17 protein-coding genes and 1 pseudogene are annotated in these 12,935 nt (G+C 70.6%); 6 read left to right on the forward strand and 12 right to left on the reverse strand.

Translation table 11 applies throughout. The annotated features are described in order from the left end of the window. From DMB66_RS00810 to DMB66_RS00835, 6 genes are all read right to left on the reverse strand, one after another. Window positions 1-353 (reverse strand): ABC transporter permease (locus DMB66_RS00810; RefSeq protein WP_370318318.1); only part of this gene is annotated, 353 nt, incomplete at its 3' end. After that, entirely contained in the window at window positions 350-1,114 is a 765-nt protein-coding gene (locus DMB66_RS00815) for an ABC transporter ATP-binding protein (RefSeq protein WP_125802041.1), read from the reverse strand. The genes DMB66_RS00810 and DMB66_RS00815, both read right to left, overlap by 4 nt. A gap of 147 nt (window positions 1,115-1,261) precedes the next feature. Beyond that, window positions 1,262-1,792 (reverse strand): EXLDI protein, encoded by a 531-nt coding sequence (locus tag DMB66_RS00820; RefSeq protein WP_125802042.1) that lies wholly within the window; start codon window positions 1,790-1,792, stop codon window positions 1,262-1,264. Between the two features lie 84 nt (window positions 1,793-1,876). Further along, window positions 1,877-2,203: a DUF1048 domain-containing protein gene (locus DMB66_RS00825; RefSeq protein WP_125802043.1), complete on the reverse strand. Its 327-nt coding sequence runs from the start codon at window positions 2,201-2,203 to the stop codon at window positions 1,877-1,879. Window position 2,204: 1 nt separating this feature from the next. After that, entirely contained in the window at window positions 2,205-2,561 is a 357-nt protein-coding gene (locus tag DMB66_RS00830) for a DUF1048 domain-containing protein (protein ID WP_125802044.1), read from the reverse strand. Beyond that, window positions 2,558-2,884, reverse strand: a complete 327-nt coding sequence (locus DMB66_RS00835) for a PadR family transcriptional regulator (RefSeq protein ID WP_125802045.1) — start codon at window positions 2,882-2,884, stop codon at window positions 2,558-2,560. Before DMB66_RS00835 ends, DMB66_RS00830 begins: the two co-directional genes overlap by 4 nt. Before the next feature lie 275 nt (window positions 2,885-3,159). Between DMB66_RS00835 and DMB66_RS00840 the strand changes: the two genes are divergently transcribed. Continuing rightward, window positions 3,160-4,407 (forward strand): NAD(P)/FAD-dependent oxidoreductase, encoded by a 1,248-nt coding sequence (locus DMB66_RS00840; protein ID WP_125802046.1) that lies wholly within the window; start codon window positions 3,160-3,162, stop codon window positions 4,405-4,407. An 8-nt stretch (window positions 4,408-4,415) separates the two neighbouring features. Beyond that, a complete protein-coding gene (locus tag DMB66_RS00845; protein ID WP_233624197.1) occupies window positions 4,416-4,904 on the forward strand; it encodes a MarR family transcriptional regulator in 489 nt (162 codons plus the stop codon). Window positions 4,905-4,955: 51 nt separating this feature from the next. Here the strand turns inward: DMB66_RS00845 and DMB66_RS00850 are convergent, their stop codons facing one another. Continuing rightward, window positions 4,956-5,414, reverse strand: a complete 459-nt coding sequence (locus DMB66_RS00850) for a nitroreductase/quinone reductase family protein (protein WP_125802048.1) — start codon at window positions 5,412-5,414, stop codon at window positions 4,956-4,958. A gap of 101 nt (window positions 5,415-5,515) precedes the next feature. On the opposite strand from DMB66_RS00850, the gene DMB66_RS65505 reads away from it, so the two are divergent. After that, window positions 5,516-6,028: a MarR family winged helix-turn-helix transcriptional regulator gene (locus tag DMB66_RS65505; protein WP_305024666.1), complete on the forward strand. Its 513-nt coding sequence runs from the start codon at window positions 5,516-5,518 to the stop codon at window positions 6,026-6,028. On the opposite strand, the gene DMB66_RS63375 is transcribed toward DMB66_RS65505, so the two are convergent. From DMB66_RS63375 to DMB66_RS60950, 4 genes and pseudogenes are all read right to left on the reverse strand, one after another. Then, window positions 6,005-8,182: an AAA domain-containing protein gene (locus DMB66_RS63375; protein ID WP_305024638.1), complete on the reverse strand. Its 2,178-nt coding sequence runs from the start codon at window positions 8,180-8,182 to the stop codon at window positions 6,005-6,007. The genes DMB66_RS65505 and DMB66_RS63375 overlap by 24 nt on opposite strands. Further along, on the reverse strand, window positions 8,130-8,729 hold the full coding sequence (locus DMB66_RS63380) for a hypothetical protein (protein ID WP_233624198.1): 600 nt from the start codon (window positions 8,727-8,729) through the stop codon (window positions 8,130-8,132). The genes DMB66_RS63375 and DMB66_RS63380 overlap by 53 nt, the downstream gene beginning before the upstream one ends. A 238-nt stretch (window positions 8,730-8,967) precedes the next feature. Beyond that, window positions 8,968-9,675 carry an ABC transporter permease gene (locus DMB66_RS60945; protein ID WP_158647098.1) on the reverse strand — a complete coding sequence of 236 codons (708 nt, stop codon included), beginning with the start codon at window positions 9,673-9,675 and terminating at the stop codon, window positions 8,968-8,970. Beyond that, window positions 9,620-10,398 (reverse strand): annotated as a pseudogene (locus tag DMB66_RS60950) (ATP-binding cassette domain-containing protein). Before DMB66_RS60950 ends, DMB66_RS60945 begins: the two are co-directional and overlap by 56 nt. An 83-nt stretch (window positions 10,399-10,481) precedes the next feature. Between DMB66_RS60950 and DMB66_RS00870 the strand changes: the two are divergent. The 3 genes from DMB66_RS00870 to DMB66_RS00880 are packed head-to-tail and all read left to right on the forward strand — an operon-like array spanning window position 10,482 to window position 12,593. Further along, entirely contained in the window at window positions 10,482-11,096 is a 615-nt protein-coding gene (locus tag DMB66_RS00870) for a TetR/AcrR family transcriptional regulator (RefSeq protein ID WP_125802051.1), read from the forward strand. A gap of 33 nt (window positions 11,097-11,129) precedes the next feature. Beyond that, window positions 11,130-11,765, forward strand: a complete 636-nt coding sequence (locus DMB66_RS00875) for a class I SAM-dependent methyltransferase (protein ID WP_125802052.1) — start codon at window positions 11,130-11,132, stop codon at window positions 11,763-11,765. Window positions 11,766-11,795: 30 nt separating this feature from the next. Then, on the forward strand, window positions 11,796-12,593 hold the full coding sequence (locus DMB66_RS00880; protein WP_125802053.1) for a phosphotransferase family protein: 798 nt from the start codon (window positions 11,796-11,798) through the stop codon (window positions 12,591-12,593). 22 nt (window positions 12,594-12,615) lie between these two features. Here the strand turns inward: DMB66_RS00880 and DMB66_RS00885 are convergent, their stop codons facing one another. Continuing rightward, window positions 12,616-12,933: a sulfurtransferase TusA family protein gene (locus DMB66_RS00885; protein WP_370318319.1), complete on the reverse strand. Its 318-nt coding sequence runs from the start codon at window positions 12,931-12,933 to the stop codon at window positions 12,616-12,618. Window positions 12,934-12,935: the final 2 nt, after the last annotated feature.

A 12,935-nucleotide genomic window follows, 5' to 3' on the forward strand; every position in this document is an offset into this window, starting at 1 on the left:
ACGGAGATGGCGTTGGATACCAGCGAGGTCAGTACGTGGCCCCACAACACCGACGACCGTGCGATCGGCATGGAGTGGAAGCGCTCGAAGATGCCGCTCTTCATGTCGAGGAACAGCCGGAAGGCGGTGTAGGAGATGCCGCTGGCGATGGCGATGAGCAGGATGCCGGGCATCAGGTAGTTGGTGTAGTTGCCGGTGCCGGCCTGGATGGCGCCGCCGAACACGAAGCGGAAGAGCAGCAGGAACGCGATCGGCATGATCGTGACCGTGATGATGGTGTCGATGCTGCGGGTGACGTGGCGGATGGAGCGTCCGAGCATCACCGAGGCGTCGTTGACGGCGTGCGTGATCATCTCTGGTCCTTTCCGACGGTCGCCAAGAAGATCTCTTCCAGGGTGGGTTGCCGTTCGACGTATTCGACTTTGGCGGGTGGGAGCAGTTTCCTGAGCTCGGCCAAGGTGCCGGACACGATGATCGTGCCTTCGTGCAGGATCGCGATCTGGTCGGCCAGTTTCTCGGCCTCCTCGAGGTGTTGGGTGGTGAGCAGGACGGTCGTGCCGCCTTCGGCGAGCTTTTTGATCATCTGCCACACGTCGAGGCGGGCCTCCGGGTCGAGCCCGGTAGTCGGCTCGTCGAGGAAGACGACCGGCGGGTCTCCGATCAGGCTCATGGCGATGTCGAGGCGGCGGCGCATGCCGCCCGAGTAGGTGGCTACCCGGCGCCCGGCCGCGTCGGCAAGACCGAAACGGGTGAGCAGGTCGTCCGCGACCCGGCGAGGCTCGCCGATCCGCCGCAGCTTCGCGATCATGATGAGGTTCTCGCGGCCGGTGAGGATCTCGTCGACCGCTGCGAACTGCCCGGTCAGGCTGATCGACTCGCGGACCTGGGCGGGCTGGCTCACCACATCGAAGCCGTTGACGCTCGCCGTGCCGTCATCCGGCTTCAGCAGTGTCGCGAGGATCCGCACGACGGTGGTCTTGCCGGCGCCGTTCGAGCCGAGCAGCGCGAAGATGCTGCCCCTGGCCACCTCAAGCTCGACACCCTTGAGCACGTGCAGCTGTTGATAGGACTTGTGCAATCCGCTGATCCGGATCGCCGGATTCTGGAGTCTCACGTGTCACCCTTTCGTTAACCGGCCATTGTGGACAGCCTGGGCGTGCGTCATCGGCGGGCGAGCACGGTGACTCGTCCGGGGTTTCGGGGCGCACTCCATCACCGAAGGAGCCTCGGGGCTCCGCCGGTGATCGCGGAATGCGATCGGTTAGATGTCCAAGTCCTCGACGGTGGGCTGGCTGACCGCGTCAAGTACCAGTTCATACAGCTCGCGCGGGATGATCTCGCGCAGCGCGTCGAGGTCTCCGACGATGCGCAGGGTCGAGTCGGCCGGGATTCGCGTCCAGGACTGGTTGGCGCTCCAGTCGCCGACCCACGCGCGCCAGCCGGTGCGGTATTTCTCGGTGTTCGGCCCGGTGTTCACGTGGGCCTCGGAGCGCTCGTGGTGGACGACGAACTTCTCAGTGCGGGTGCGGTAGATGCGGTAGGTCTCGTCGCGCTCGTTGCCGGTCTGTTCCATCTCGGCCAGCAGCATGCCGGAGAAGCGCTGCTTGCGGCCGAGCCCGGGGCCGACCCGGACGATGACCTCCTCGTAGCCTTGCTGCCGGCCCTCCTCAACCTCGACGTAGCGACGCAGCGCGGCGGCGATGGCCACGGAGAGCTTGCCGCCGGCGATCTCCTGAGCGCGCTGAAATAGTGGCAGGTCGTCGTCCGACACGTAGATCGTCTTGTTGGGCACAGCCCAACTATACGCATACGTGTACGCACACGCTAGACCTGCAGTTCGGCGACGACCCGCTCACTGGCAGGATTTCGACGGGAGCTATTTGTCGTTCGTGCCGGGCTTCTCGCTGAGGGATTCCTGGTAGGCGTCCGCGTAGGTGGGCGAGTCCTTGATCAGGTCGTCAGTGAAGGCGGCGACGTCGGTGCCGATGAGTTCGACGACGCCCTTGCCGGCCGCCGCGCCCTCGGCGAAGAAGTCGACGATCCCGGGGAGCAGGGGCCCGTCGACCAGGTCGATCGGTCCGACCTTGAACAGGTATTTCTGCATCTCCTGGTAGACGATCTGGTAGTCCGGCGGGAGCGACTTGACCCGTGCCACGTGCGCCCGCCACTGCTTCTTACCCTCGATGATGTCTCGAATGCCCACGTCAGCCTCCCAGCCGAGCCAGTTTCCGTGCGACGTTGCTGTTCAACTGCTCCCGCCAGCGGTCGCGATAGGTCCGGGACTGCTTGCCGCCGGCCAGCGCCGCGCAGAAGCCGGGGATGTCGTCGCCGAGCACCTCGTGGATGCTCAGCCCGTCCGCCGCCGTCTCTTCGAGCAGCCCCAGGGCGGCGTCGAGGATCGGCATCAGGTTGCGACCGGTGAAGTCCCCGTACGGGAAGAGGTTGCTCTTGATCTGCTCCCACGCCGCCTGATAGTCGGCCGGCAATGCCTGCGCCCGGACTTCGAACGCCTTCCATTCCCTGGTGAGATCGCTGCCGGTGATGGTCTCCCAGAAGCTCATCTCCCGCCCTCCTTAAGCTTGTCGATGCGTGATGAGACGTACTGCCATTTGGCCCAGAACGTCGCGAGCTCCTCGCGCCCGGCGTCGTTGAGCGCGTAGAACTTGCGCGGCGGGCCCACCTCGGACGGTCGTTTCGTCACCTGGACGAGGCCATTCCGCTCCAGCCGCAGCAAGATGGTGTACACCGTCCCCTCGATGACGTCGGCGAAGCCGAGCTCGTTCAGCCGACGCGTGATGGCGTAGCCGTAGGTCTCCTCGCCGCCGATGATTTCGAGCACGCAGCCTTCGAGCGTGCCCTTCAGCATCTCCGTCAGGTCGTCCATCGCGGCTCCCTCCTCGACTCCTGGTACTCCGTAGCACCGAGTACCGCTATACCGTAGCACCGAGTACTGCTATGCGGTAGTACCGAGTACCGCGTCGCACGGCTCCTCGGCCTGGATCTTCGCCGGATGCGCTTCGCGCTCCGACCGGCGATCTCCGGCCGAGTGCTCCGCGGAAGGCGATTGAACCCACCGAAGGGCGGGCCGCGTCCCGGTTTGGCCGGGCCGTGGCATGCCGGCGGCCTTGCCCGAATCATCTTAGTCATTAAGATAATCGCATGGGAATATCGACCAACTTCTCGGTGGCAATCACCGGCGCCGGCCTCTCCGGCCTCTGCCTCGCCCACTACCTGAGGCGCGCCGGCATCGATGTGCACGTCTACGAGCGGGACCCGGGCCCCTTCGTCCGGAAGCAGGGCTACCGGATCATTCTCGACCGGCACGGGCTGCAGGCGCTGCGCGAGAGCCTGCCCCGCCCGCTGTACCGCCTGGCACTGGCCACCGGCGACGAGCCCGGCGGGCACCTGCGCTTCACCGACAGCCGGCTGCGGGACGCATTCACCATCACCTTCAAGGACGAGCCACACGCGACCCGCCAGGTCGACCGGCTGACCCTGCGGTCGATCCTGCAGTCCGGGCTGGACGGACGCATCCACTACGGCAACACCGCTGTCGCGGTGGACAGCAGTAGCCCGGCAGGGTTGCGGCTGCGGTTCACCAACGGCGGGGCCGTCGCGGCGACCGTCGTCGTGGGCGCGGACGGCGTCGGCTCGGCATTGCGCGCGCAGCTCATGCCGGACGCGGACCCGGCGAACACCCCGATGGCGGGCATCTACGGCCGGTCGCCCCTGCGGTGCGACGGCCGGAGCGTCATTCCGGACGCGCTGCGTACCAGCGGGGTCCTGGCCATCGCCGACCGGCCGGGCCGCGCCTTCTTCTTCACCCCCATGCGGTTCGGCGAAAACCCGCGGGAGGCGTTCGAGCGTCTGGCCCCGGGCAGCTATGCGCCCACCGGCGACGACTACGTCATGTGGGGACTGCTGCTCCGGCAGGAGGAGGTGCCCATCGGCGTCCGCGGGGACCTGCTGGGGTTGCGGGAACTGGCCACCCGGATGAGCACGGACTTCCACCCGCTCATCCGGCGGCTGGTCGACACAGCCGAGTTGGACGCCACGGTACTCAACCTCTTCGCCACCGGCCGGCGCCCGCGACGGTGGGCGGTGCCCCGGGCGACGATGATGGGCGACGCCGTGCACGCCATGCCGCCGTTCGGCGCTCACGGCGGCAACACCGCGCTGCGGGACGCCGCCTTGCTCGGCCGCAGGCTGGTCGAGGCCCGGGCGAGCGGCACGTCGGTGGAGGAGGCGATCGCCGGCTACCAGGACGAGATGGTGCCCTACGCCTTCCGCGCCGTCGACACCGCCGCCGGGCTGATGCGCCGCCTCACCGGGGGCGCGGCCGCACCGCACTGGGTGCTGACCCGCGTGCTACCTCGGCTGCACCGGGTCACCGTCCCGGAGGCATGATTGCGGGCATGTCCCACGAGCCGGCCCGCGCGTCCGCGATCGCCGACCTCATGCGCGCCGGGCGGGAGACCTCGCGGCTGTCCATGGTGTTCCGGTACGCCATCGCGGACCGGCTGGGCCTCACCGTGAGCGACCTGGAGTGCCTGGACTTCCTGGCGGACGTCGGATCCGCCACCGCAGGGCAGGTCGCCGAGCGGACCAACCTCACCACCGGGGCCGTGACCAGCATGCTCCGCCGGCTCCAGCAGGCCGGTTACGTCACGGCCGAACGCGATCCGGCGGACCGGCGGCGGGTGATCGTCACCCTGCGGCCGGAACAGACCGCCGAGCTGGAGCGACCGTACGAGCGGTTCGCCGAGCGAGCGAAGCGGCTCATCGAGGGCTACAGCATCGAGGAGGTCACCCTGCTGGTCCGGCACTATGACCGCATGCAAGCGATGTACCTCGCCGAGTTGGACCGCCTCCGCAGCGGCGACACCGCGCAGCCGTCTGCCTGAAGCGTCGTCACGTGACTGGCCGCGCTCCCAGTCACCACCAGTCAAGCAGGCTCAGCCGCGCGGCGTCAGGCGGATGACCGGCAGCTCCCGGTCGGTCTTGCGCTGGTATTCGGCGAACCGGGGCGAGGCCGCGGTGATCTGCTGCCAGGCCGCCGCGCGTTCCGCACCGTGCAGCTGTGCGGCGGTGACCGGCACCGTGCGCCCATCGAGCGCGATGCGGACCTGGTCGGGGTGCGCGGCGAGGTTGTAATACCACGCCGGGTTGCCGGGCGCGCCGGCCGCCGACGCCACGATCAGCCAGCTGTCGCCACCGCCGGGGAACCAGCCGACCGGGCTGGTCCGCTCCAGTCCGCTCTTGCGGCCCACGGTGGTCAGGACCAGCGCGTCGGAACCCATGAACTTGCCGCCCTTGCGGCGGATCCGCCTCGCCATCACCTTGTTGAACCACAGGATCAATCTGCCGCTCGGCTGGCGGGCGCCACGCGTGCCGGGGCGGGTGTCGAAGCTCATCTGACCATCCCGATCGGGGTGTCTGCTCGGCTCGTTCGTTAACGTCGCATACTATACATGGCACAAACTACCTTCGCCTGTACGGTGGTGCCGTGAACGAGATGCCGCTGGTGCGGACGACTGCGGCGGGCGGCGGCGCGCACGGCTGCCCCGCGGACGCGCCGATCGACGTCGTCGCCGGGCTCATCCAGCTCTCCGGCATGGTCCAGGAGATCTACGCGCGGGTCTCGGAACGCCACGACCTGACTCCCGCGCAGGCCCGGCTGCTCTGCGTCCTGCTGCCCGGCCCGCGCGGCATGGCCGACCTGGCCCAGTGCTTCGGCGTCGAGAAGGCCGCGCTCACCGGCCTCATGGACCGCGCCGAACGCCGCGGCCTCGCCCAGCGCACCGCCGTACCCGGCGACCGGCGCGCGCTGCACGCCACCCTGACCGACACCGGACGCCGAGCGGCCATGGCCTTCCACGCCGACGTCGGCGTGGAGGTCGGCCGCCTCGTCGAGGCACTCAACCCCGCCGACCACGCACCCTTCCGCGGCATGCTGGCCGAGATCGTCACCACCTGCCGGAGCGTGCCGGCACCCGGTCGCCGGTCAGGGGCCGATCCGCGCCGCTGATCCGTCCGCCGCGGGCCGCGCCGCACCCGTGTCCACGGTGTCCCGCACCAGCGCGGCCACCTCCAGGGCCGCCCGGCGCGGGTCGTCCCGCCAGCGGCTGGGGAACGCGTCGACCAGCCGCCAGCCCAGCCGGTGCAGGGCACGCTGCCGGGCCAGGTGGGCGCGCGGCCCGTCCGGGTGAACGCCGCAGATGACCCCGACCGGCCCGGCGCAGAGGTCCACCCGCCACTCCCCTACCGGGTAACCGGCCCGCACGGTCACTCCGAGCCGCGTCAGTTCGGCGCCGAGCCGGGCCGCCCATCCGGTGGCCGGCGCTGTCTCCGCCGGCGGTGGTGGGCCGGCCGCATACGCGAGATAGTCGCCCAGCAGCCCGTCCGCCGAGGTCAGCGACGTCACCAGGACGAGCCGGGTACGGGCTCGGGTGATCATCACGTTGAAGAGGTGCGGGTCGGCGACGAACCGACGCCGGCCCGGCGCGTCGCCCGGCACCAGGGCGAGCGAGACGACGACCACCTCCGCCTCGCTGCCCTGGAAAGCGTGCACCGTGCCGGTCCGCAGGCCCAGCTCCTCGATCTGCTCGACCGGGTAGGCCGCGACCAGCGCCTCCTCGATCGCCTCCGCCTGCGCCCGGAACGGGGAGATCACCCCGATGCCGCGCAGGCCGGCCGCGGCCAGCGTGGCGACCACCTCCAGAACCGCCTTGACCTCGGCCGTGTTGACGCCCTTCACCCCCGGCGTGGGCGGCACCCGGATCACCTCGATCGCGTCCGTGGCCTCCGCGGCAGGGGTTCGGGTCAGCACCGTGAGCCGGTCCTGGTAGAAGCGCCGGGCGGAGAAGCCGATCAGATGCGGGACGCTGCGATGGTGGTCTGCCAGCCAGGTGGCCGGTGCCGCACCGGCGGCCAGGTCGTACGTGCTCACCCGGCGTACGTCCAGCCGCTCGTCCGCGCCGTGCCGGGCCAGCACCGCGGCCACGTCGACGTCGCTCACGAACGAAACGAAGCGCAACTGCCGCGGGTCGCCCACCACCAGGGCCCGCCGGGCCCGGGCCAGCACGGGTGCGGCCCGCACCTGGTCCACGTGTGACGCCTCGTCGATGACGACCAGGTCGAACAGGCCGGGCGCGGCGGGCAGCAGGTCCTCCACGTCGGCCACGGTGCCGATCCACAGCGGCAGCGCCCGCACCAGCGGCGGGGCGTCGAGGCGGGCCAGCAGTTCCCGGCGCCGGTTGCGGCCGGCCCGCAACGCCGCCGACAATGCCGCCGCGCCCCGCCGCGCCTCCCGGTCCCATCGCTGAGCGCTGCGGGCAGCGCGGCGCATGGCGGTGCCGACGTCCGTCGCCAGCCCGACCTCGGCGGTGTGCAGGGCAGCCCAGCGCTCCGTGAGGTCGGTTCCACCGGTCGCGGCGAGTCGCCCGGCGGCACGCTGCGCGGTGGCCGCGGTGATCGCCTCGGCCACTCTCTCCTCCGGTACGCCGGAGCGGACCCGGAGTCGCCGCCGGAATCGCCACCGCGCCCACCAGCCACGGGCCGACGCGCGGGCCAGGTCGGTCACGTCGTCGAAGGCACCCGGGACATCCACCGCGAGCCCGGGCAGGAGCGGCTGCCAGGCGGGCAACGAGGCGGCCAGCCGTTCCTGGTCGAGCACCTCGGTGATGGCGGCGCGCTGCGCCCGTACCAGGTCATGGGTTTGCCGGACGGCCGCGCGATCCGCGCGGAGCTCTCGGTCGCCGACGCCCGTGTCCGCGCCCGCGGCCAGGTCGGCTGCGATGCTCTCCCGGCTGCCGGCGTCGCCGAACAGCACCGGCAGGGGACCGGGATAGCGGCCCAACAGCTCGGCCAGCACCTCGGCGGCATGCGGCGACTGCGTCGCGACCAGCACCGACCCGCCCCGGTTCACCACCTCGAGGGCCGCCGCGACGACCGTGTGGCTCTTGCCGGTGCCGGGCGGCCCGGACACGACGGTGACCGGCGCGCTCCGGGCCCGCACCACCACCCGTTCCTGCGGCCCGGTCAGCGGCAACGGCGAGAGCACCGGGCCGTCATCCACCTGCTCGGCACGCTCCTCGCCATAGACGGCGGCGAGCGCCGTGCCGGACAGGTCACGCCCGGGCCCAGCTGCGCAGGCTGTCGGCGAGCCCGGCGCCGAAGACATCCCGCACCACGAACAGTCCCGCGCTCGCCACCAGCACCAGCCGGTCGGTGGGCAGCCGGCGGGTCTCGGCGGTGACCGCGTCCACCGGCAAACCGGTGGCCTCGGCCGCGGCCCACAGCCAGGCGCGGGTGCCGATGGCCGCCAACCAGCCGGGCGCGCCCAGCCCCGGCGCGGCCTCCATCGCCGAGGCGAGAGCCCGATCGGCGATCAGCGGGGTGATCTCGACGTCGCCGGTCGGCACGATCCGGTAGCCGGTCAATGCCCGGTCGAGGTGCACGGGCTGGCTGAGCAGCGGCACCCGGACCTTACGCGGTTTGCCGTCGACTTCGACCCGGCCGGCCAGGAAGCCCCAGCCGCGGCGCAGGATCCGTTCCTCGCGGTGCAGGGCGCCCAGGGCGGCGAGCCGGTCGGTCTCGGCCTTACGCGGCGCCCGCTCGGCCTCGGCCAGCCAGACCAACGGCTGGCCGCCGCGGGTCACGTCGAGCATCCGGTCGCCGCCGGCGGGGGCCAGTTCAGCGAGGACGGCGAGGACGGTCGGCGGCTGCATCGGGCCCGACGCTACCGTGCGGGCGCACGATCGGAGAACTGCGGCCGTGACCGCGTCGGCGGCGGCAGGATTTCCGCGCCAGCGGCACGCCAGCGGACCGAGACGCGGTCCTTGCGTGAGGCTGATCGCGGTCCAGACGTTCCCCGAAACCGCCGCTAGGCACCTACCGAGCGCGGACTGACCCCACTTGTCCTTCGTTCAGCACGGGTATCGGACGCGGTCCGGCGCTTGATCGCGGTTATCCGCTGCGGCCATAGGCGCGTATCGCCAACGGGGTGAACAGGGCGAGGATTCCGGCGGTCCAGCCGAGGGCGAGCAGGGTCTCGCCGGTGATGGTGTGGCCGGCGGGCAGCGCGCCTTGGCCGAGGGTGAGGCCGCGGAGGGCGTTGGCGATGATGGTGATGGGCTGGTGTTCGGCGAAGGCTTGTAACCAGCCGGGCATGGTTTGGGTGGGCAGGAACACCGAGCTGGTCAGGGTCATCGGGAAGACGACCAGGTAAATGGCGGCCTGGATGGCTTCCGAGTTGCGGATGATCAGGCCGAGGTAGGCCATCAGCCAGGAGCAGGCGTAGCCGAAGGCGAGGGCGACGGCCATGGCGGCGAGCAGGCCGGCGATGCCGTTGTGCCAGCGGAAGCCGAGCAGGATCCCGACAGTCAGTTGCAGGCTGAGGATGAAGGCGGAGCGGACCAGGTCGGACAGGGTGCGGCCGGCGAGGACGGCGGAGCGGGCCATGGGCAGGGACCGGAACCGGTCGAGGACGCCTTTGGTGATGTCGTTGTTGAGGCCGTACGCGGTGGGTGCGGATCGTCCGCGAGCAGGTTCCTCCGGGTGATCACACCGGTATGGACGAGCGTCCGGCGAAGACGGCGGGTCGGGACGGTCGCGGTGGTCATGCGGTCCTCCCGGCAGGCTCAGGCTCGGTGGCGGTGCCCCGGGTGAGGGCAAGGAAGACGTCGTCGAGCGTGGGCCGGTGAGTGCCACGTCCGACGGGGTGACGTCGGCTTGGTCGAGCAGCCGCAGCGTGTGCCGCAGGGTGGCCGGGCCGTCCGGCGCGGGCAATACGATCCGGTCGCGGTCGGCGGCGAGTTGCGCGGCGAGCGGTCGTAGCGCGGCCAAGGTCGCCTCGTGCTGGCCGGTGGGGACCGCGAGTTCGACGACGGCCCCGCCAGTGCGGTCCTTGAGTTCCCTCGTCGTGCCTTCCGTGAGCAGCCGGCCGTGGTCGATGACGGCGATGCGGTCGGCGAGGTGGTCGGCCTCGTCGAGGTACTGGGTGGTGAGCAGGACCGTGGTGCCTTCGGCCGCGAGGTCACGCACGAGGCGCCAGAGGTCCTGGCGGCTTGCGGAGTCGACGCCGGTGGTGGGCTCGTCGAGGAACAACACCCGGGGACGGCCGATCAGGCTGGCGGCGAACTGCCCGGCCAAGCCGATGCGCTCGCGGACCTGCGCCGGGTGGTGAGTGACGTCGTACCCGGCGACCCGGGCGGTGCCGGCGTCGAGCCGCAGCAGGGTGGCCAGGATGCCGATCAAGGTGGTCTTGCCCGCGCCGTTGGGTCCGAGCAGTCCGTAGACGACCCCGGGCGGGATGGCCAGGCTCAGCTTGTCCAGGGCTTTGGTGCCATCGCGGAACTGTTTGGTCACCTCGTCCACGGTGATGACGGGGTCGTCCATCGGAACCTCCCAAACTTGTTTACTTGAAAGTAAACATAGGCAGAAGTACACTCCTGAGTCAACAAGCTCGAAGGGTGGGGATCGTGGCTGAGGCGAGGTCCGAGCCGGTGCGGCGGCTGCCGCGGGCGCAGCGCCGCGAGCAGATCCTCGCGGCGGCCACGACGGCGTTCGCCCGGCACGGGTTCGCCGCGACGGGTCTGGATGACATCGCCGCCGAGGCCGGCATCACGAGGGTGATCCTGTACCGGCATTTCGACTCCAAGAACGACCTGTATCAGGCGGCGTTGGACCGGTTCTGCGCCGTCATGTCCGACCATGTGGCCGAGCCGGTGGGCGGGTTCACCGACGCCAGCATCGACGGGCTGCTCAAGGCCGCGACCGCCGAACCCGACGGGTTCCGGCTGCTGTTCGTGCACGCCGCCCGGGAGCCGGAGTTCAAGGCCGCCGCTGACCGGTTCCACGCGCAGGTCACCGAGATCGCGCACCTACAGATTTCACAAATCGTCGCCGATCAGGCGTGGGCCCGGTGGGCGGCGCAGATGGCCCCCACCGTGGCGATCGAGGCGATCATCGCCTGGCTCGACGCCGGGCGGCCGGACCCGGACCTGGCCGCCGACCGGATCCGGCACGTCATCGCCGGAGTCATCACCGCCGCAGCCTCCGACAGCGGCCTCGGCTGCTTGCCCCCTACTGCTTGACCTTCGCTCATCCTTGACCGGTTGGAGCACCTCATGACAGCGACATCAGACGAGACGACCAAGGTCCTGCGCGCCTGGGAGAGGAACGCACCGGGCTACGACAAACAGATCGCCTTCCTCGAGAGGATCTGGCTCAGCGGTAGCCGCGAATGGCTCGGCGCCCGCGTCCAGGACCAGCTCCTGGAGGTCGCCATCGGCACCGGACTCAACCTGCCGTACTACGCGGCAGACGCCACGATCACTGGGATCGAGCTGAGCCCGGCGATGCTGGCCATAGCCCAGCGCCGCGCCGCCGACCTCGGCCGCGACGTCGACCTGCGCACCGGCGATGCCCAAGCGCTGCCGTTTCCCGACCAGGCGTTCGACACAGTTGTCTGTGCGCTGTCGCTGTGCACGATCCCCGACCCGGCCGCCGCGATCGGCGAGATGAAACGGGTGCTGGTGCCGGGTGGGCGGTTGCTGCTGGTCGACCACATCGCCAGCACCTGGCCGCCGATCCGCGCCGCACAATGGCTCCTCGAACGGCTGACGATCCGCGCCGCCGGGGAACACTTCACCCGCCGCCAACTGCCGCTCGTGCGGGCGGCCGGGTTCGACATCGTGGAGGTCGAACGGCTCAAGGCCGGCAGTATCGAACGCGTCTTCGCCCGCAAACCGCCCAGTGACTGACACCGCGCCCGAGCGCCGCAGGACGCAGACATGATCGGAGCCAAGATCGGAGCCGGCCGCGAAGCGGACGTGCACGCCTGGGACGACGACGCGGTCGTCAAGCTGTACCGTCCCGGGTTCGGCGGGCACCGTGCCGAGGCGGCAGCGCTGGCCACGCTGGGCGGTCACGGTGTCGCCCCGAGGCTGATCGACGTCGTGGACTGCGACGGTCGTACCGGTCTGGTGTTGGAGCGCCTCGGCGGGCAGGACATGCTCACGCTGCTGCAACGCCAACCATGGCGGGTACTCGGCCTGGCTCGCGCACTGGCCACGGCCCACCTCGCCGTACACGCGGTTCGCGTGCCGACAGGTCTCCCGGACCTGCGCGAGAGCCTGGCGGCGCGCATCGACGACGCCAGCCTGCCTCCGCAGTTGCGGGACTTCGCAGCGCGGGTTCTCGACGGGCTACCGGACGGCGATCACGTTTGCCACGGCGACTACCATCCCGGCAACGTGCTGGTCGCCGCCGACCGGGTCAGTGTCATCGACTGGGTGGGCGCCGCCCGTGGGGTTCCCGAAGCCGACCACGCCCGGACCCTCCTGCTGCTGCGGCGCGCGGTTCCGCTGCCGGGCACGCCGGTGCTGTCCCGCACGCTCATGGCGGTGGGCCGATCGGTGTTCGCTCACGGCTATGTCCGGGCGTACACCGTTGGCTCACCCGGCCCGTTACGGCAGGTGGACTCGTGGCTGATCGTGCACACCGCCGCACGCCTGTCGGAGGGCATCGACATCGAGCGACCCACCCTTATAGACCTCCTCGACCGCGCCCGCCACCGAGCCGCCCGGTAACGCGCCGGGCAGCCGGTGGCGGTCAAACCCGAGGTGCCCAGGGCGTTCGGTGGTCAACCTGCCGGGCGCCGGCCGAGACCTTGATGCGGTACGCCGGCCCGAGCTCTGATGCGGACGGTCCGAGGTAATCGTGGCCGGTCAGGTGGCACCAGGCCGGTAGGTCCAGCGGCGCGGCCGGGTCATCGGTCACCACGTGCACGATTGCGCCCGGTGGGAGGGCTTCGACGACGGGCCGCAATCGCAGCAACACCTGCACGCAGAGCAAACCTCGAACGTCCAACACGTGAGGCGTTCCGGACCCGGTGGACGCCCGCGGATCGTCGAGGTGGAACACGCTCACCT

The sequence above is a fragment of the Actinoplanes sp. ATCC 53533 genome, from assembly GCF_003947245.1.

Bases quoted from the DNA above. Each gene is read 5' to 3' on its own strand.
- DMB66_RS00830 (WP_125802044.1), bottom strand. From the start codon at position 2,561: ATGAGCTTCTGGGAGACCATCACCGGCAGCGATCTCACCAGGGAATGG.
- DMB66_RS00835 (WP_125802045.1), bottom strand. From the start codon at position 2,884: ATGGACGACCTGACGGAGATGCTGAAGGGCACGCTCGAAGGCTGCGTG.
- DMB66_RS00840 (WP_125802046.1), top strand. From the start codon at position 3,160: ATGGGAATATCGACCAACTTCTCGGTGGCAATCACCGGCGCCGGCCTC.
- DMB66_RS00845 (WP_233624197.1), top strand. From the start codon at position 4,416: ATGTCCCACGAGCCGGCCCGCGCGTCCGCGATCGCCGACCTCATGCGC.
- DMB66_RS00850 (WP_125802048.1), bottom strand. From the start codon at position 5,414: ATGAGCTTCGACACCCGCCCCGGCACGCGTGGCGCCCGCCAGCCGAGC.
- DMB66_RS65505 (WP_305024666.1), top strand. From the start codon at position 5,516: ATGCCGCTGGTGCGGACGACTGCGGCGGGCGGCGGCGCGCACGGCTGC.
- DMB66_RS63375 (WP_305024638.1), bottom strand. From the start codon at position 8,182: ATGTCTTCGGCGCCGGGCTCGCCGACAGCCTGCGCAGCTGGGCCCGGG.
- DMB66_RS63380 (WP_233624198.1), bottom strand. From the start codon at position 8,729: ATGCAGCCGCCGACCGTCCTCGCCGTCCTCGCTGAACTGGCCCCCGCC.
- DMB66_RS00875 (WP_125802052.1), top strand. From the start codon at position 11,130: ATGACAGCGACATCAGACGAGACGACCAAGGTCCTGCGCGCCTGGGAG.
- DMB66_RS00880 (WP_125802053.1), top strand. From the start codon at position 11,796: ATGATCGGAGCCAAGATCGGAGCCGGCCGCGAAGCGGACGTGCACGCC.